This window comes from Pseudomonas sp. UME65 (genome assembly GCF_014170225.1).
Lineage (GTDB): Bacteria > Pseudomonadota > Gammaproteobacteria > Pseudomonadales > Pseudomonadaceae > Aquipseudomonas > Aquipseudomonas protegens.
Window position 1 is genome coordinate 237,558 of sequence record NZ_LZZQ01000019.1, and the last position, 17,861, is coordinate 255,418.

18 protein-coding genes are annotated in these 17,861 nt (G+C 65.9%); 10 read left to right on the forward strand and 8 right to left on the reverse strand.

Going from position 1 to position 17,861, the window contains the following annotated elements; genetic code table 11:
* Positions 1-6: 6 nt before the first annotated feature.
* The 4 genes from A9971_RS32630 to A9971_RS32645 form a co-directional block, all read right to left on the reverse strand.
* Entirely contained in the window at positions 7-909 is a 903-nt protein-coding gene (locus A9971_RS32630) for a tyrosine-protein phosphatase (protein ID WP_183000505.1), read from the reverse strand.
* Between the two features lie 20 nt (positions 910-929).
* Positions 930-2,312 (reverse strand): DUF1329 domain-containing protein, encoded by a 1,383-nt coding sequence (locus A9971_RS32635; RefSeq protein WP_077933950.1) that lies wholly within the window; start codon positions 2,310-2,312, stop codon positions 930-932.
* Between the two features lie 29 nt (positions 2,313-2,341).
* Positions 2,342-3,895, reverse strand: coding sequence for a DUF1302 domain-containing protein (locus A9971_RS32640; protein WP_072452275.1), 1,554 nt, complete (start codon positions 3,893-3,895; stop codon positions 2,342-2,344).
* Between the two features lie 219 nt (positions 3,896-4,114).
* Entirely contained in the window at positions 4,115-4,654 is a 540-nt protein-coding gene (locus A9971_RS32645; protein WP_077933952.1) for a GNAT family N-acetyltransferase, read from the reverse strand.
* 205 nt (positions 4,655-4,859) lie between these two features.
* On the opposite strand from A9971_RS32645, the gene A9971_RS32650 reads away from it, so the two are divergent.
* The 4 genes from A9971_RS32650 to A9971_RS32665 all read left to right on the forward strand — a co-directional run bounded on the left by A9971_RS32650 (position 4,860) and on the right by A9971_RS32665 (position 7,816).
* On the forward strand, positions 4,860-6,347 hold the full coding sequence (locus A9971_RS32650; protein WP_041117729.1) for a PAS domain S-box protein: 1,488 nt from the start codon (positions 4,860-4,862) through the stop codon (positions 6,345-6,347).
* A 136-nt stretch (positions 6,348-6,483) separates the two neighbouring features.
* Complete coding sequence (locus A9971_RS32655) at positions 6,484-6,735, forward strand: CsbD family protein (RefSeq protein WP_011060865.1); 252 nt, start codon at positions 6,484-6,486, stop codon at positions 6,733-6,735.
* Between the two features lies 1 nt (position 6,736).
* On the forward strand, positions 6,737-6,997 hold the full coding sequence (locus A9971_RS32660; RefSeq protein WP_015635301.1) for a DUF1652 domain-containing protein: 261 nt from the start codon (positions 6,737-6,739) through the stop codon (positions 6,995-6,997).
* 177 nt (positions 6,998-7,174) lie between these two features.
* Positions 7,175-7,816, forward strand: a complete 642-nt coding sequence (locus A9971_RS32665) for a trimeric intracellular cation channel family protein (protein ID WP_015635302.1) — start codon at positions 7,175-7,177, stop codon at positions 7,814-7,816.
* A gap of 207 nt (positions 7,817-8,023) precedes the next feature.
* Here A9971_RS32665 and A9971_RS32670 read toward each other — a convergent pair whose 3' ends face one another.
* Positions 8,024-9,418, reverse strand: coding sequence for a HAMP domain-containing sensor histidine kinase (locus A9971_RS32670; protein WP_011060868.1), 1,395 nt, complete (start codon positions 9,416-9,418; stop codon positions 8,024-8,026).
* Positions 9,396-10,079: a response regulator transcription factor gene (locus A9971_RS32675; RefSeq protein WP_011060869.1), complete on the reverse strand. Its 684-nt coding sequence runs from the start codon at positions 10,077-10,079 to the stop codon at positions 9,396-9,398. The genes A9971_RS32670 and A9971_RS32675 overlap by 23 nt, the downstream gene beginning before the upstream one ends.
* Positions 10,080-10,260: 181 nt before the next feature.
* Between A9971_RS32675 and A9971_RS32680 the strand changes: the two genes are divergently transcribed.
* From A9971_RS32680 to hcnC, 6 genes are all read left to right on the forward strand, one after another.
* On the forward strand, positions 10,261-10,602 hold the full coding sequence (locus tag A9971_RS32680; RefSeq protein ID WP_183000507.1) for a hypothetical protein: 342 nt from the start codon (positions 10,261-10,263) through the stop codon (positions 10,600-10,602).
* 38 nt (positions 10,603-10,640) lie between these two features.
* Entirely contained in the window at positions 10,641-11,027 is a 387-nt protein-coding gene (locus A9971_RS32685) for a hypothetical protein (RefSeq protein WP_041117737.1), read from the forward strand.
* 190 nt (positions 11,028-11,217) lie between these two features.
* The gene (locus A9971_RS32690) at positions 11,218-12,159 is read left to right on the forward strand and encodes a membrane protein (protein WP_011060872.1); all 942 of its coding nucleotides are present in this window, start codon (positions 11,218-11,220) and stop codon (positions 12,157-12,159) included.
* Between the two features lie 389 nt (positions 12,160-12,548).
* Complete coding sequence (gene hcnA, locus A9971_RS32695) at positions 12,549-12,866, forward strand: cyanide-forming glycine dehydrogenase subunit HcnA (RefSeq protein ID WP_011060873.1); 318 nt, start codon at positions 12,549-12,551, stop codon at positions 12,864-12,866.
* Entirely contained in the window at positions 12,863-14,272 is a 1,410-nt protein-coding gene (gene hcnB, locus A9971_RS32700; RefSeq protein ID WP_011060874.1) for a cyanide-forming glycine dehydrogenase subunit HcnB, read from the forward strand. The genes hcnA and hcnB overlap by 4 nt, the downstream gene beginning before the upstream one ends.
* A complete protein-coding gene (gene hcnC / locus A9971_RS32705; protein WP_019094282.1) occupies positions 14,265-15,518 on the forward strand; it encodes a cyanide-forming glycine dehydrogenase subunit HcnC in 1,254 nt (417 codons plus the stop codon). The genes hcnB and hcnC overlap by 8 nt, the downstream gene beginning before the upstream one ends.
* Before the next feature lie 301 nt (positions 15,519-15,819).
* Here hcnC and A9971_RS32710 read toward each other — a convergent pair whose 3' ends face one another.
* Both A9971_RS32710 and A9971_RS32715 read right to left on the reverse strand, forming a co-directional pair.
* The gene (locus A9971_RS32710) at positions 15,820-16,431 is read right to left on the reverse strand and encodes a glutathione S-transferase (protein ID WP_053151029.1); all 612 of its coding nucleotides are present in this window, start codon (positions 16,429-16,431) and stop codon (positions 15,820-15,822) included.
* A gap of 268 nt (positions 16,432-16,699) precedes the next feature.
* Positions 16,700-17,861: multidrug effflux MFS transporter (locus tag A9971_RS32715; RefSeq protein WP_183001991.1), on the reverse strand; the 1,162-nt coding region annotated here is incomplete at its 5' end.

The window sequence follows — 17,861 nt, forward strand, 5'->3', positions numbered from 1 at the left end:
AACTGATCAGGGGGCGGCGGTTTCGAGGAACTTGCTTTGCAGCCGCGAGCGAAACGCGGCATCGACCCCCAGGCCCTCGCGCAGGTAGTTCTCCACCGAGCCGTAGTCTTCGCGCATGGCCATGAACGCCGCTTGCAGGTAGCGCGCCTCGACGCCTAGCAAGGGCTGTAGCAGGGCAGGATCGGTACGGCCTTTTGACGCGAGCCGGACTTGTTCGGCGATCCGGCGGTTTTTTCCCCCGAGGTACCGGTTGGACGCCAGATAGTCCTCCATCACCGTAGCTTCCGGCACCCCCAAGGCCAGCAACACCATGGCCGAAGCGAAGCCGGTGCGATCCTTGCCCGCGGTGCAGTGGTAGAGAACCGGGGTGCCCTGGTCATCGAGCAGGCCATGCAGCCAGGCTCGAAAGAGCGGGCTCTGCTCGCGGACGAATTGGATGTTGGCCCGAACCAGCACATCGTCCAGGTGCAGCTCGGCGGTGTCGCCACTGTTGATGCGCCGAGTCAGCTCGCGGATGTCGATGTTGCCGGCACTGATCGGCATCTCGATCCGCCGCTCCATCAGCGCCGGCGGCAGGCGGTCGGGGGCGTCGGCGATTTCCTCGCGGCTGCGCAGGTCCACCACACGCTGCAGTTGCAGGCCTTGCAGCCTGCGTTGATCTTCGGCACTGAGTGTGTCCAGGGCTCCACCGCGATACAGCAGGCCCCACTTCACGCTACGTCCGTCGGCCGTGCGGTAGCCACCCAGGTCGCGCAGGTTGGGTGCGCTTGCCAGGTTCAGGTCGCGCGGCGCCTGGCGTTCGCTGGCGGGCAGTTCTTGCGGGGGCGCTGGCTGCTCGGCAGGGGCCGCATTGGCTGTGGCGATGGTGCACAGCAGGGCGGCCCCGAGGGCCAGGTCGAATCGGGTCATGTTGTGCTCTCCGTGAGTCTTCATTTGGCGCGCTTGCGCACGGCGGCGGGGGTGAAATCGCTGGCATCGTGGGCCAGGTCCGTCAGGCGGATCGGGCCGTGCTCATTGGTCAGGCGATCCACCAGATAGGCCCCGGACATCAGGTCGTGATACACCGATGGGCCCGCCTGATAGCTCTGGGTGTCATAGGCGTAGAAGGTGGTCTGCAGGTTGGTGCGCCAGAGGAGGTTGCGGGCGTCATAGCTGTCGGCCATGACCGCGCCCCAGGTGTCTTCGTCGATGTAGAAGCGGCGTTTGGCATACACATGACGGTTGCCGGGCTTGAGGCTGGCCTCCAGTACCCATACCCGGTGCAATTCGTAGCGCAGTGCTTCGGGGTTGGGGTGGCCAATGGTTTCGGTGAGCTTGGCCAGGGTGGTCGCGGGGTCGCTGATTGCATAGTTGTGATAGGGGATGAACAGCTCGCGCTTGCCGATGATCGTCCACTGGTAGCGGTCGGTGCCGCCATTGAACATGCGGCTGTCATCGTTGACCCGCAGGCCGCCGCTGGCGCCACTGGAAGGGTTGTCGTAGCCGACGTTGGGCGCGCGCCGCACTCGTCGGCTGCCCGGGTCGTATTGCCAGCTCTGCTGGGCGTTGGCCACCGGATCGACGAAGCCGTGGCCGAAGGTGATCTTGCCCAGCTCCCGGGCCGGTTCCAGGGTCCGGTACATGAAGTGGCTGTTGATGGCGTCGCGGTCGTCTTGCCGGGGGCTGTCCGGGTTGGTCCAGATATTGAGCGTCTGGTGATGCTGGACCTGACGTGCCTGCTTGCCGTTGGCCAGGGTGACGACCAGGCTGTAGACGCCTTCCTCGCCGGGCCCCCGCCCTTGTAGGGCGTGGTTCCAGATCAGTTCGTTGCCGTTTTTCGGGATCGGGAACGGCGACGCGCCCCAGGCCCCGGTGACGCCGTTGCCATCCTCGGTGAGTCGAGCGGTGCGCCCGTTTTCGCGAATTTGCTCTTCGATTTTCGCACTCGGGCGCATGTCGCGATGACTGGGATAGATGTCCATCCAGTAGCTGCGTGGATAGCGCTTGAACAGGGCGATCTGGCCGTCACTGAGGCGGTTCTGGTACTGCTCCAGGTTCTGCGCGGTAATCCTGAACAACGGGCGCTCTTTGGCATACGGATCGGGGTACAGCGAGCCGCTGCCGGCGAACTGCACATGGGGCGGAGTGCCGCGCCACTGGCCGGACCAGCCAGGAATGCTGCCGTCGGCGTTACCGGCACGCTCCGCGCCGACGGGCGTGAGATCTTGATCGAGGCGAGCCAGCTCGGCCTCGCTGAGCGCGGCCTGGGCCAGGGGGCACAGGCCGAGCAGGCCGGCGAGCACAAAGGCAGGGAATTGCGTTTGGCAGGACATGGAATGTTCTCCGGTTGTCTGGGCGAGGGTCAGAAGCTGTACTTGGCGTTCAGGGCGATGTGGTCGCGATCGCTCTGGTTGTTGTACCGGGGGCTGCCCAGGTAGGCGTTGTAGACGGCCTCCAGGGAGAGGTTCCCGAGGTACTCCAGGGTGCCGCCCAGGGACAGCCGATTCCTGCCCTGGTTGTAGCTGCCCAGAGAGGAGTTGCCGTTCACCCCCTGGTTGAAGGACAGCGGAATGGTCAGGTCCCAGCCGGGCATGATCTCGATGTAGCGCGAACTGGCGCGCAAGGTGTAACCCCAGGCAGAACGGTCGTTCCAGAGCTTGTCACTGGGGTTGCGCTGGGGCAGGTAGGCACTGTCGTTGCTCAAGACGCGGTTGTAGCCGACCTCGCCATTGAGGGTGAAATTGTCGGAAAAGGGCGTCTGGCCGAAGCCGTGGGTCATCGACAGCAGTACCTGGCCGGTCCTGCCGCGGGCAGTGTGGCGGGCGCCGCCGAGGTCGATCGCCAGGGGCAGGCGATCCTGGATGCTGATCTCGCCGTTGATGTTGGTGTCGACCACGACCGTGGCGAAGCTTGCGCCATACAGTTCGATGCCTTCGAAGTAGCGCGCCTGGTAGCTGCCGCGGCGGCTTAGGTTGTCCACCACCGGTGTCTTGCTGTGATAGCGCAGGCGGTAGAGGCCGAACTCGGTGTTGTTCAGGCTCTGGGCGACATAGCGCAGGGCCAGGCCGAACTGCCCGCTGTCGCGGGGTTCGTCATCTTTCAAGCGGACCAGTTGACCGGTGGAGTTGCTGTAGCCGCCCCTGTCGAGGAGGTCGGTGGTGGAAAAGTAGCTGCCGACCGCGTTGAGTCGGCTCTTCTTCCACTCGTACTGGTAGTAGAACTGCAGGTCGAGCGCGTCGGTGAGGCTGTAGGAGGCGAACAGCTGGCCGGTCGGCAGGGTACGCTCCTTGATCTCGACCCCGGGCACGTTGGATTTGCTGGCATCAAACGGGCTCATGGTCGAGGCAATGCCGTTGCCGTTGTAGACGCTCTCGCCCCAGTAGACCACCTGGCGCCCGAGGCGCAGGTTGAAGGGCCTGTCAGCGACTTGCCAACTGCCATACAGGTAGTTGTCGAGCATTTCCACGGCACCGCCGTGAGCGTCGCGGGTGGGCCTGGAAAACTGGTCGGGGCGCGAGCATTGCCCGGCGGCATAGCAGTTCGAGGTGCCGGTGTGGTTGTCATTGCGGCGATGGTAGACATTGTCGTAGTAGGCGCTGGCGCGCACGAACAGGCCGAAGTCACGGCGAAAGTTGAAGTCGGCGTCGCTGACCAGGCCCAGGCGATGGGTGATCAGGCTGCCCCGGTCGAAAGCGTTGTTGCCGTCGTTGCCGTTGGCATTGTTGCGCCCGCCAAGGGCATGGGCCGGCTTTGCCGTGCGCCAGGCCAGGCCATAGGAGACGACGTTGCTGTTCTGCACTTTGAGGTCGTCGCCGATTTCGAAGACCAGGGCGGCCAGCGGGGAACTGAACAGGAGCAAGGAACCGGGAACTGCGAGCAAGGTGGAGAAAGCGTAAGGCGTTGTTGTTTTTTTCATTGCTGCCTCTGAATGTCTGTTTTTGCGTCGAGGTACCGTAGGGTTGTGGAGGGGGGGAAGGGACTATCGGAAATGCAGCGGGGGCTGGACATCGTCTATTCGGACTAGTCGCTTTGTTGCGGGCGCCGCACGTTCAGGCCGCCGGAAGGGCTGAACGTGCGGGGTTCTGGAGGGAGGAGGGGACGGAGCAGGCGCTGCCCCTGGACGGGATCTTGAGCCTCAGGCCGTGCGTTCGCCGGTGCGCGGAAGGTCGCAGGCCATCACCCACATGCCGATCTGTTCCAGGTCGGTGCTGAACGGCACCTCGTCGACCTGCCGCAGGCCGGCGCTTTCATAGAAGCGCCGGGCGCCGCTGTTGCTCTTGAGCACGTCCAGCCACAGGCAGGGCTCACCGGCAGCGCTGGCCCGTTGCAGCACATGCTCCAGCAACCGGCGGCCATAGCCCTTGCCGGCCTCGGACTTGAGCAGATAGATCTTCTGCAGTTCGGCCCCGCGCCGAGCTCCATCGGGCAGTGGCCGGTTCCAGTTGAGCTTGGCAAAACCGATGGGCTGCTGCTGCGGGTCCAGGGCCAGCAGCCACAGGTGCAGGTGCTTGTCGGCCAGGGACTGTTCCAGGGGGGCGGGGGCAAAATCCTGGGCCAGGAACTGCTGCATGCCTTCGGTGCTCCAGATCGCGGCGAAGTGCTCGCGGTAGGTGGCGCAGCCAATGGCCTGGAGGGTGTCGATATCGCGGCTGTCGGCTTCACGGATGGTGATCATGCGTCATTCCTCGAGGGGCGGCTGGCCGGTGTCGCCGGGCTGGCGGCTGGCCCGCAATCCGGACGGGGCAGCTTACTCCGTTGCCCAAAGGGGCTCCAGCGCTCGGGCCGGGGCACGATGGCGGCGCGTCGTGGTCGTAGTTGCAGCCCCCTTTTTTCCGGCGTGCGGGATGTTTGGCGCAGCGTCGGGTTCTTCCGGAGATGCCATGAGCCAGGCCGTACTTGCCACCGAAACCAACCGCCGCCAATTGCAGCAGATCATCTCCGGCCTGTCCGACGGGGTGATCCTGATCGAGACCGACAAGCCCCGTACCCTGCTCTGGGCCAATGAAGCGGCCCTGGCCATGCACGGCGTCAGCACGGTCGAGCAGTTGGGCGGCAATCTGCGCGAATACGCCCGGCGCTATGCCTTGCGCTACCGCAACAACCATCCACTGGGCCTGGACAGCTACCCCATCAACCGGGTGGCTGCCGGAGAAACCTTCAGCGACGTGGTGGTGGAGGTCCAGGCCGAGATCGACGGCGAACCCCGGCACTGGGTGCACCGGGTGCGCAGCATGATCCTCGAGGACCGCAATGGCGCGCCGGAGTCCCTGGTGCTGATCCTCAGTGACGCCACCGACTGGGCCAGCGCCGAGCAGCGCTTCGAGAAGACCTTCAACGCCAACCCGGCGCCGGCGGTGATCTGCCGCCTGGGGGATTTGCGCTACATCAAGGTCAACCAGGGCTTCCTGGAGATGACCGGCTATGCCCGGGACCAGGTGATCGGCCGTTCGGTGTACGAGCTGGACGTGCTGGAAGACGCCGAGCACAAGGAACTGGCCGTCGAACGCCTGGGGCAGGGCGCGACCATCCCGCAGATGCAGGCCGAGCTGCGCCTGCCCGAGGGCGGCAGCAAGCTGGTGATCGTCGCCGGCCAGCCGCTGGACATCAACGACGAGGACTGCATGCTGTTTTCCTTCATGGACCTGGAGCCGCGGCGCAAGGCCGAGATCGCCCTGCGCCAGAGCGAGGAGCGTTTCGCCAAGTCGTTCCGCCTGACCCCGGTGCCGACCCTGGTGTGCAGCGCCGAGCAGCAGATCGTCGATGTCAACGAAGCCTTTCTCGACACCTGCGGCTACAGCAGCGAAGAGCTGCTGGGCAAGACCGTGCAGGACATCGGTTTTATCGCCGAGCCCCAGGCCGCCGAGCAGTTGTTCGGCCGCTTGGAGAAAAGCGGCAACGTCATGGGCCTGGACCTCAAGGTGCGCAAGAAGGGCGCCGAGCAGGTGGACTGCGTGGCCTACGCCGATACCGTGCTGATCCAGGACAGCCCCTGCTACCTGCTGGTGCTGATGGACATCAGCGAGCGCAAGCGCTCGGAGCTGGAGCTGGTGGGCGCCATCGAGGAGGTGATGCGTGATGCCTCCTGGTTCAGCCAGACCCTGATCGAAAAGCTCGCCAACGTGCGCAACACCCGCAGCGCGCAAGCCCCGGCGGTAACCTCTGCCGAGCTCACCACCCGCGAGCGCGAGGTCCTGGGGCTGATTTACCAGGGGCTGGCGGACAAGGAAATTGCCGCGCAACTGCAGTTGGCCCCCAACACCGTGCGCAATCACGTGGCCACCCTGTACTCCAAGCTCGATGTGCACAGCCGTGGCGAGGCCATTGTCTGGGCCCGGGAGCGCGGGCTGTTTGCCGGCAGTGCCGGCTGACCCGGTGCAAATGCACCAGTGCAACCAGTGCAAATGCGCCTTTTGCCCAGGGGCGGGCCTTTCTATCCTGTGATTCTGCGCAGGGCTCTGTATCGGGCCTCTGCCATTCATGAACCGCAGTAGAAGGAGCGCCAGCATGGCTAGCGAACAGATCAAGGGCACAGTGGGCAAGGTGGCCGGCAAGGCCGAGGCCGTGGTGGGTGAGTGGCTGGATGATGAGCAACTGCAAGCCCGCGGCATGGCCCGGGAAGCCGCCGGGCAATTGCAGGAAAAGTACGGCCAGGCCCTGGACCAGGGCGCGCGCTGGGTACGGGACAAACCGCTGTTGAGCGTGGCCCTGCTGGCCGGCGTCGGCCTGTTGGCGGGCCTGCTGCTGCGGCGCCGCTGAAATGCCGGCGGCCATCACCCTGGCGCAGTTGCGCGCTTGTATCGAGCAGCGCCTGGCGCCCCTGGCCTGCAGCTTCAGCAACGCCGGTGACGGCACCCTGACCCTGCGGGTGTTCGAGCCGGCCAGCGGCCGGGTCGACCTGGTGGTGACCGGGCTCAGCGCCCGGGCGCTGCAGAGCGAGGCCGATGTGCAGAAGATCATCGACGAACTGCTCTATGAGCTGGGCAGCAACTCCCTGGGCCAGCTCGATCTGGCGCCCTGAACCCGGCCTTGCATCGGGGCCGGTCGATGGCGACAGCCCACGGCCTGAACTATAAGCAATGGGTCGACGGTCGGGTTCCCGGCCGTCATCTCCAGCCTTTTGCAGGTGCCCGGGCATGCCTTCAACCCTGTTGCCGCGCCGTATTTTCCTGATCACCCCGCTTTTCTGGATGGGCCCATGAACGCCCGGGCCCAGGGCTTGCCCCGGCGCCTGGAAAACATCGTGCTGGTGGCGGATCTGGCGGGCACTGCGGTGTTTGCCGTGGAGGGTGCGATCAGCGCCATGCGCGCCCAACTGGACCTGCTGGGGGTGATGGTGATCGCCTTTATCGTCGCCCTTGGCGGAGGGGTGACCCGTGACCTGCTGATTGGCGCCACGCCGCCCAAGGCCGTGGCCGACTGGCGGTACCCGGCGCTGGCGCTGCTGATGGGCGGGCTGGCCTTCGTGGCACGGGACTGGGTGCTGGGGTGGTCCGGGCCGCTGCTGATTCTGCTGGACGCCGCGGGGCTGGGGCTGTTTGCCGTGGCGGGCACGCAGAAGGCGCAGAACTTCGGTATCTCGCCCTTTGTCTCGATGCTCATGGGTACGGTGACCGGGGTGGGGGGCGGGGTGATTCGCGACATTGTCCTGGCCCGCATTCCTCTGGTGCTGCAGGTCGACCTGTATGCCAGCTCGGCTTTTGTCGGCGCGGCCAGCCTGGTCATCGCCCGGCGCCTGGGCGTGCCGCCTTTATGGTCGGCCTGGCTGGCGGGCACCGTCTGTTTCGCCCTGCGCATGCTCTCGGTGCGCTACGGCTGGCAACTGCCCAAGGCCTTGTAGCCGCTGATGCAGGTTGCGAACGGCTTGGGCGGCATTGCGACGCAGAAGACACCGGGAGCGTGAGAGCGCGGAAGGTTTGGCGCAAGATCGTCAAGCAAGGCCCTGCGTACCGAACGCGGCCCGGCCTTTCGCAGCTTCGCAGGCTCAGCAGCGGCTACAGGGTCACAGGGTCACAGGCACCGGATCATAGGGGCGTGGAGGCCGGGATCAATTGTCGGCAATCAGGCTCGGCCGGCAGTCCAGGCTTAGGCGCGCGCCGCCGCGTTCGCTGCTGCCCACCTCAAGCTTGAAGCCGTGCAGGCTGACAATCGCCGCGACGATCGACAGGCCAAGGCCAAACCCGCCCTGGGCATTGTTTTCATCCACCCGGTAAAAGCGCCGGAACACCGCCGCCCGTTCCGCTGCGGGTATTCCGGGGCCTGAGTCGAGCACTTCCAGGCGCGGGCTGCCGTCGTCGTCAATCCCCCGCAGGATCACTTCGCCCCCCGGTGGGGTGAACTTGATGGAGTTGCTCAGCAGGTTGGCCAGGGCCTCGAACAACAGGGCGCGGTCACCGGTGAGGCTGGGCAGGCTCGCCGGTACATCCAGCACCAGGGTCAACTGGCCTTCCTCGGCCAGGGGCAGGTAGAAGTCATAGAGCTCGTGCAGCAGGGGCAGGGGGTCGAGCACCAGGAAGCCCGAGCGCCGCTGCTGGTCCTCCAGTTCGGAAATCCGCAGCAACCCGCGAAAGCGTGCCATCAGGGTGTCGGCCTCGGCCAGCAGCTGGTCCATCTGCAGGGCCTGGGGCGAGCCTTCCTCGGCCTGTTGCTGCAGGCGATAGAGCTGGGCCCGCAGGCGGGTCAGCGGGGTGCGCAGGTCGTGGGCGATGTTGTCGCACACGCCCTTGACCTCATGCATCAGCCGTTCGATGCGTTCGAGCATGGCGTTGACGATGGCCGCCAGCATGTCCAGCTCGTCGCGCCGGTCCGACAGTGGCAGGCGCCGGGTCAGGTCGCCGGCGACTATGGCTTCGGCGCTGGCCTGGATCTGGCGGATGCGTCGCAAGGGCCGGCGGCGCAGCAGGTGCCAGCCGGCGGCGCCGGGAATGATGGTCAGGGAAATGCCCCAGAGCAGGGCGTGGAGAATGATCCGGGTCACCGCGAACAGCGAGCCGTTGTCGCGCACCAGCACCAGCCAGCGGCCATCCCGGGTGTGGGTGGCCACGGCGTCGCAGCTGTCGCGGGGCAGGCTCGGGTCGTCGGAGTCGATGCAGTTCTTCAGTTCGTGGATCTTGCCGTCCAGGGGCAGGTCGTCGGGTATCTGCCGGATCGGCCCGCTCAGGGGCCGGCGCTGCTCATCGAACAGGCCGTAGGCGTCGATGGCGCGCATGTCGAAAGTCATGCTGGTGGTCAGGGCTTCCACCAGCTGGTCGCCCTCGAAGCGCGCGAACAGGTGCTGGCGCTGCATCAGCGAGTGCTTGGCCAGGCTGTCCAGGTAGGTGGAGACCTCGTAGTACAGCACCCCCATGAGGATGCAGCTCCAGGCCACGAACAGCGTGCTGTAGAGCGCCAGCAGGCGGCTGCTGGAGGAACGCCAGCCTTTAGAGGGGTTCAGCAATGACATAACCCGAGCCTCGCACGGTGCGGATCAACGGGGTCATGCCGGGCGGGTCGATCTTCTTGCGCAGGCGGCCGATGTGCACGTCGATCAGGTTGGTACCGGGGTCGAAGTGATAGCCCCAGACCTCCTCGAAGATCATCATCCGCGAGAGGATCTGGCCGGTGTTGCGCATGAGGAATTCCAGCAGCTTGTACTCGGTGGGCAGCAGGCTCAGCAACTGGTCGGCGCGGGTTGCCTCGCGGCTGATCAGGTTCAGTTCCAGGTCCGCCACCCGCAGGCTGGTGTCGAAATCCTTGACCGTGTTCTTGCGCCGCAGCAGCACTTCGACCCGGGCCGCCATCTCGTCGGAGGCGAAGGGCTTGGTCAGGTAGTCGTCGCCCCCGGCCCGCAGGCCGCGCACCCGTTCATCGACGTCGGAGAGGGCGCTGATCATCAGGATCGGCGTCGACACACCGATGGTGCGCAGGGTGGTGACGATGGCCAGGCCGTCCAGTTCCGGCAACATGCGGTCCAGGGTGATCAGGTCGTAGTCGCCGCTCACGGCGCGCACCAGGCCCTCGCGGCCATTGTCCACCCAATCCACGTCGAGGCCGTGGCTGCTCAGTTCGGCGACGATTTCCCGGGCGGTCACGGCGTCGTCTTCGATGGTCAGAATGCGGGTCATAGGCGTTACCTGTTTGGCGGTTCGTGACACAGGCGGGCATTTTGCCAAGAAACGGCGGCCGCAATTCTAAAAAAACTTTCATCTGCGCCTCCAGGCCTCTGTCCAGACCTTGAACAAGCCCCTGCCAGAGGCCGCGCTGCCTGATATTATCGCGCCACTTTTATGGCCAGGAGGCACATCCATGACGGGCCTGCCCCGGGTTGGCTGGAAGCCAATGTCCTTTCTCTGCCTGATGGTGCTGTGCAGCGGCGCGGTGCTGGCGGCCAACCAGCCCTGTTCCGGGCGCAAGGGCGGTATCGCCCGTTGCGACGGCGAGCTGTTCCTGTGCAACGACGGTTCCATCAGCGCGTCGAAAAAGAACTGCGCCCTGATGTCCGGCCAGCGCTCCACTACCCCCCGGGCCGAGCCCCTGCTGCGCGACGCCCAGGGATGCAGCTGTGGCAGCGGCAGTTTCTGCACTGGGCCCCGGGGCGGGGTGTACTGCCTGACCCCCAGTGGCAACAAGAGCTACAAGCGACATTGAAAACCCGATTGACCTTCTGTGTATCAAGGTGTTGTGCAATGAACTACGCATCACGTTTCAAAGGCCTGCTGTGGCTTTTGGTGGCCAGCCTGCTGTTGAGTCTCGCCGTGGATCTGGCGCTGCGCCTGCCGGGTTATCTGGAGGCCTATGCTGCCGACCCCCGCTATGCGCGCTGGATGCTGGCGTATCGCGGCCTGGACGTCCTGGTCATCGCCCTGATGGCGGTGGCCGTGCCGGGAATCATGCGGCTGCTGGATTTTCGTCGTTCGGCCTGGCTGGCATTGCCGCTCTTTACCTTGTGGGGGCAGGGCATCGCGCAATTGACCCTGGTGGGCAACCTGCTGCTGGCCCTTTGGATCCTGGTACTGGTGGTGCACCTGTGCTGGACCCGCGGCCGGGAGCTCTACCGGAGCCGGCAGGCCTGAGCACCGGGCGGGCCGTGCAGAACGCCCGCCCGAAAACTCCCGGGCCGGTAAATTGCACGATCAGGGATTATCTGCTTATCGCAACTCATTGAAATAAAAGAGTTTGTAAAGTTCGTGCAACTGGCACGGTGGCTGCACTTGTCCCTTCGAGACGTGTAACACCATTTTTCATGCCTGGAGCTGAACAACAATGAACAGACCCTCTGAACACCTGCTGGCCACCGCAGATGCCTCGAGTCATCACTCGGGCGTGTCCTGGGCGGCGATCTTCGCCGGCGCCGCGGCGGCCGCCGCTCTTTCGCTGATCCTCCTGTTGCTGGGCTTCGGCCTGGGCTTTTCCGCGGTTTCGCCCTGGGCCGGCAGCGGCATCAGCGCCAAGGGCCTGGGCATTTCCAGCATTGTCTGGCTGGCCGTGACGCAGATCATCGCTGCCGGCCTGGGCGGTTACATCGCCGGGCGCCTGCGGGTGAAGTGGGCCAACCTGCATGGCGATGAAGTGTATTTCCGCGACACCGCCCATGGCTTCCTGGCCTGGGCCGTGGCCACCCTGGTCACCGCGACTTTGGTGGTGGGGTCGGTCAGCAGCGTCATCAGCGGCGGCGTGCATGCCGGCGCCCAGGTGGCTTCCGGCGCCGCCGGTGCCATGACCCAGGTGGCCGGCCATGCTGCCGCCCAGGGTTCCCAGGATGACTACGGCTACTTCGTCGACAGCCTGTTCCGCGACGATCGCCCGGCGGCGGTCAGCGATGACGCGGCCCGTGGCACGGTATCGCGGATCTTCGTGCGCACCCTGAGCAACGACGGCCAGTTGGCCCCTGAGGACCGCAGCTACCTGGCGCAATTGGTGGCCCAGCGTACCAACCTCAGCCAGGCCGATGCCGAGCGTCGGGTCGATGAAGTCTTCGCCAAGACCCGCCAGGCCGTGGAAGAAGCCAAGCAGGCCGCCAAGGAAGCTGCCGACACTGCAGCCAAGGTGGCTGCCTGGTCGTCGCTGTGGATGTTTATCGCGCTGCTGTGCGGGGCCTTCTTCGCCAGCCTCGCGGCGACCTTTGGCGGTCGTCGTCGGGACGCCGTGGTCTGGCTTGAAAGCGATGTCCAGCCGCGCACCGTAGCCCCCACCCCCGTTCACTGATCCAGGAGATTTCCCATGCGCTCATTACTCTTGTGGTTCCTCGGTGTGCCGATCCCGGTGATTATCCTGATCGCCCTGTTCATGCACTGATTCAAGCTATAAAGCCCGGCCCGAACGGGCCCGGGCCTTCCCGAACGCCGCTGCCGGCCATTGCCGCCAGCGGCGTTTTTGTGCGCGGTATCGCAGTTTTGCAAGGGCTGGCCAGCGCCCCGTGCGAGGCAGCCGTTTGCTTGGCCCAGATCAATATCCGTGTCCGACAAACCGACTAGATTGGCCCGCGCTCGGTTCTGACAAACAGCTTGGGACCGGGACGTTGCCCGGTCCCGACCGCAGCAGCATGGACGGCGGGACGCCGGCAACCCCATTCATTTTTCACGGATGAACCCACAATGCGTCAGATAGACCGCAACTTCGATATTCAGCCGCTGCAGCATGCGGACATGACCATCAGCCTCAATGGCCAGCCAGTCACTGCCGCCCTGGGTGAAACCGTCCTCAGCGTGATCCAGGCCACCGGCCTGCGCCAGGTGGCGCGCAACGATCACGGGCAACTGGTCGGCGCCTACTGCGGCATGGGCGTGTGCCATTGCTGCCTGGTGCAGATCGACGGCCGGCACAAGCGCCGCGCCTGCCAGACCCTGGTCAAGCCGGGGATGCAGGTGCAGACCCTGAGCAACCGCATCACTGAAACGGAGCCCACGTTATGAGCCTGAACCCGGTGATCGTCGGCGGTGGGCCGGCGGGCATGGCGGCCGCCATCGAACTGGCCGAGCACGGTGTGCGCAGCACCCTGATCGAAGAGGCCTCGCGCCTGGGGGGCGTGGTCTACCGCGGGCCGTTGCGCGACGGCGTGCAGCTGGATTACCTGGGGCCGCGCTACTGCGAAATGCTGGCCAAGCTGCACGGCGATTTCGCCGACCACGAACAGATGATCGACGTGCGCCTCAACAGCCGGGTAGTGGGCGCCGAAGGCACCCAGAGCCTGGTGCTGCTCGATGGCGAAGAGCAGGTGCAGCAGGTCAGCTACGAGCAGTTGATACTGGCCGCCGGCTGCCATGAGCGCAGTGTGCCGTTCCCCGGCTGGACCCTGCCCGGGGTCAAGCTGCTGGGTGGCCTGCAATTGCAGATCAAGAGCGGGGTGGTCAAGCCCCAGAGCCCGGTGGTGATCGCCGGTACCGGCCCCTTGCTGCCCCTGGTGGCGTGCCAACTGCATGCTTCCGGCGTGCGCGTGGCGGGGGTCTACGAGGCTTGTGCCCTGGGCAAGATCGCCAAGCAGAGCCTGGCCATGCTCAACAAGCCGCAACTGTTTCTCGACGGCCTGAGCATGCTCGCCTACCTCAAGCTGCACGGCATTGCCCTGCGCTATGGTTGGGGCGTGGTCGAAGCCCAGGGCCAGGACGCCCTGAGCGTGGTCACCGTGGCGCCGTACTCCAGCGACTGGCAGCCGGACATGGCCAAGGCCCAGCGCATTGCTGCCCAGACCCTGGCGGTGGGCTACGGCTTCATCCCGCGCACCCAGTTGAGCCAGCAGATGGGCCTGGAACACAACTTCAGCGACGACGGCTACCTGCGCGCCAGCGCCAACGCCTGGCAGCAGAGCAGCGAGCCCCACGTGCACCTGGCCGGCGACATGGGCGGCATCCGCGGCGGCGAGGCGGCCATGCTCAGCGGGCGTATCGCCGCGCTGTCGATCCTCATGCAGCGTGGCGTACTGAGCAACGAAGCGGCCCTGCAACGGCGCCAGGGTTACGAGCGCAAGCTGGCCTCGATCCTGCGTTTTCGTGGTGCGGTGGACCGCTATACCGCGCGTGGCGCCGGGCAGGTAGAGCTGCCCAAGGGCGACACCGTGATCTGCCGTTGCGAACACACCACCCGCAACGACATCGAGCGTGCCCTGAGCCAGGGCGTGCAGGACATGGCCAGCCTGAAAATGCGCACCCGGGTGAGCATGGGCGACTGCCAGGGGCGCATGTGCGTGGGCTATTGCAGCGACCGCCTGCGCCAGGCCACCGGGCGCAAGGACGTGGGCTGGATCCGCCCGCGCTTCCCGCTGGACCCGATTCCGTTTTCCGCGTTCCCGCCGTCTGACCAGGAGGTCTCCCAGCATGATTAAGCATTACGACGTGGTCATTGCCGGTGGCGGCGTGATCGGCGCTTCCTGCGCCTACCAGTTGTCCAAGCGCAAGGACCTGAAGGTGGCGCTGATCGACGCCAAGCGCCCGGGCAACGCCAGCCGCGCTTCGGCCGGCGGCCTGTGGGCCATCGGCGAGTCGGTAGGGCTGGGCTGCGGGGTGATCTTCTTTCGCATGATGTCGGCCAACCGCAAGCGCGAGGCCCAGGGTTCGGCGGTGGTGGTGGATTCCAGCACTCCGCACATCCTGCCGCAGTCGTTCTTCGACTTCGCCCTGCAGTCCAACGAGTTGTACCCGCGCCTGCACCGCGAGCTGATGGGCCTGCACAACATGGATTTCAAGTTCGAGCAGACCGGGCTCAAGTTCGTCATCTATGACGAGGAAGACCGCCTGTACGCCGAGCACATCGTCGGCTGCATCCCGCACCTGAGCGACCAGGTACGCTGGCTCGACCAGGCGGCCCTGCGCGCCGCGGAACCCAATGTCAGCCATGAAGCCCAGGGCGCCCTGGAGTTCCTCTGCGACCACCAGGTCAACCCGTTCCGCCTCACCGACGCCTACACCGAAGGCGCACGCCAGAACGGCGTGGATGTGTACTTCAACACCAACGTCACCGGGGTCCTGCACCAGGGCAATCGGGTCAGCGGGGTGAAGACCGACGTTGCCGGGTTGTTCCGCTGCACGACCCTGATCAACGCCGCCGGCGCCTGGGCCGCCGAGCTGAGCCTGCAGGCCACCGGCATCGAGATTCCGGTGAAGCCGGTGAAGGGCCAGATCCTTCTCACCGAGCGCATGCCCAAGCTGCTCAACGGCTGCCTGACCACCAGCGACTGCTACATGGCGCAAAAGGACAACGGCGAGATCCTGATCGGCAGTACCACCGAGGACAAGGGCTTCGACGTCACCACCACCTACCCGGAGATCAACGGCCTGGTGCAGGGCGCAGTGCGCTGCGTACCGGAGCTGGCCCATGTCAACCTCAAGCGCTGCTGGGCGGGGTTGCGCCCGGGTTCGCCGGATGAGCTGCCGATCCTCGGGCCGATGGATGGGGTCGAAGGCTACCTCAATGCCTGCGGGCACTTCCGCACCGGCATCCTGACCTCGGCCATCACCGGCGTGTTGCTGGACAAACTGGTGAACGACGAAGCCCTGCCGCTGGACATCACCCCCTTCCTGGCCCGGCGCTTCGCCACTGCCGCCGTGAAGAAACAGCCCGAACCGGCCTGACCGCTCTGTAGGCGCTGGCTTGCCAGCGAAGGCGTTTTCGAAGGCGCTGCAAGGCTTGCGGGCCTCTTCGCCGGCAAGCCGGCTCCTACGGGGATATGGGGTTGCTGTAGGCGCTGGCTTGCCAGCGAAGGCGTTTTCGAAGGCGCTGCAAGGCTTGCAGGCCTCTTCGCCGACAAGCCGGCTCCTACGGGGATATGGGGTTGCTGTAGGAGCTGGCTTGCCAGCGAAGGCGTTTTCGAGGGCGCTGCAAGGCTTGCGGGCCTCTTCGCCGGCAAGCCGGTTCCTACGGGGAGGGTGTGGCTCAGGTGGCGGGGGTGGCGAGGAACACCGGCAATTGTTCGGCGTACTCGGCAAAGCCGCGTACTGCCGGGAATTGCCCGGGGTTGAACTGGTCTGCCACCATCATCTGGCTGAAACTCCAGGCCACCGCCAGGCTGATGCCGGCCTGGCCCAGGGAGCCGTCCCGGGGCAGGGGCTGTTTCTGCAACTCCTGCTCCAGCTCGCCATAGGCAGCCTGCAACTGGCCGCCAACCCGCTCCAGCCAGGGGCCGTGCTGTTTCTCCGCGGGGCGCAGGTTGCGCTCGTAAACGATCTGTACCGACTTCTCGCAGGCCGCCAGGGCCAGGCCGACCAGCCGCAGCTCACGCAGGCGCTGGGGCAGGGCGGCGGGCATCAGGCTGCGTTGCGGGCCGGCCAGGGTTTCCAGGTAGTCGATGATCAGGCTCGAATCCATCAGCACTTCACCGCCCTCGCAGACCAGGGTCGGGGCCTTGACCACGGGGTTGATCGCCTTGAACTGCTCGAAGGTGCTGAACACCGAAAGCGAGTGATGCTCGAAGGGCAGGCCCAGGCTCTTGAGGCTGATGGCGACGCGGCGCACGTAGGGTGAATCGAGCATTCCAATAAGCTTCATCACGTATTTCCTTGTCTTGAACGGCACAACGGATGGGAAAGGCGCGGCCAATTTAGCGGTATTGAAGCGGCCTTGCACAGTGCAAACCTGTAGCCGCTGCCGCAGGCTGCGAACGGCTCCGAAGGAGATGCGGGGATATTGAAGGCGCTAGAGGTTCGGCTGGAGGCTGCCACGCAAGGCCCTGCGTACCGAACGCGGCCCGGCCTTTCGCAGCTTCGCAGGCTCAGCAGCGGCTACAGGGGTGCAGGAAGGCGTTCCGAGCCGGCGCCTATTGCCGCCGTGGCCGCAGGCACCACCAGGCCAGCCCCAGGGCCAGGCTGAACAGGCCGGTCAGGGCCTGCAGCGAGCCCGCCGGGCTGTCCGCCAGCAGGCTGGCCAGCAGCCCGCAGCCGGCGGTCATGGCCATCTGGATAAAGAAGAACAGACCCGAGGCGGTGCCCGCCACCGCCGCATAGGGCTGCAGGATCGCCAGCTGGCAGGCGGGAATCGCCAGGCCCACCGAGAGCATTAGCGCCAGCATCGGCAGCACGATGGCCCACAGGCTGTCGGGCCACAGGCTGCGGGTGAGCAGCAACAGGCCGGCGCCGGCCAGGTTCAACAGGCAGGCCGCGGTGATCAGGCGGTCGGTACTGTGGCGTACCCCCAGGCGCTGGAACAGCCGCGACCCCATCAGGTAGCCGGCCACGGTGGCGGCGAACACCAGGGCGTAGGCCGTGGGCGACAGCCCCAGCTGGCGCTGCAACAGGGCCGGCGATTGCACAATGAACGGGAAGTAGGTGCAGTAAAGGCAGCCGATGGCCAGGGAATAGCGCATGAAGTAGGCCTCGCCCAGCAGGCGCAGGTACAGGCTCGGCAGGCTTTTCACGGCCACTGGCGCGAGCTGCGGCGGGCGGGTTTCGGCCAGCCGCTTGAACATCAGCAGCCAGGCCGCAGCGGCCACCAGGCTCAGGCACAGGAACAGGCCACGCCAGCCCAGCAACTGGTCGATCAGGCTACCCAGGGGCGGTGCCAGCATCGGCGACAGGGCAATGCCCATGGACAACAGCCCCAGCAGCCGCGGCTGCTCCTCGGGCGGGCAGCGGTCGCGGACCATGACCCGGCCCACCAGGGTGCCGCAGCAACCGCCCAGGGCCTGCAGCAGGCGGGCGCCCATCAGTACTTCGACACTGGCGGCCAGCATGCAGGCCAGGCTGGCCGCGAGAAACAGCGCTGTGCCCGCCAGCAGTACCGGGCGCCGGCCATAGCGGTCGCACAGCGGGCCACCCAGCAGCATCGACAGGGCATAGCCGAGCATGTAAAGGCTCAGGGTCAGTTGCAGCTGGGCGTCGCTGGCCCCCAGTTGGTCGGCCATGGCCGGCAGCGCCGGCAGGTACAGGTCGATGCTGATCCGCGGCAGGCAGACCACCACCAGCAGCAACAGGGTCCAGAGC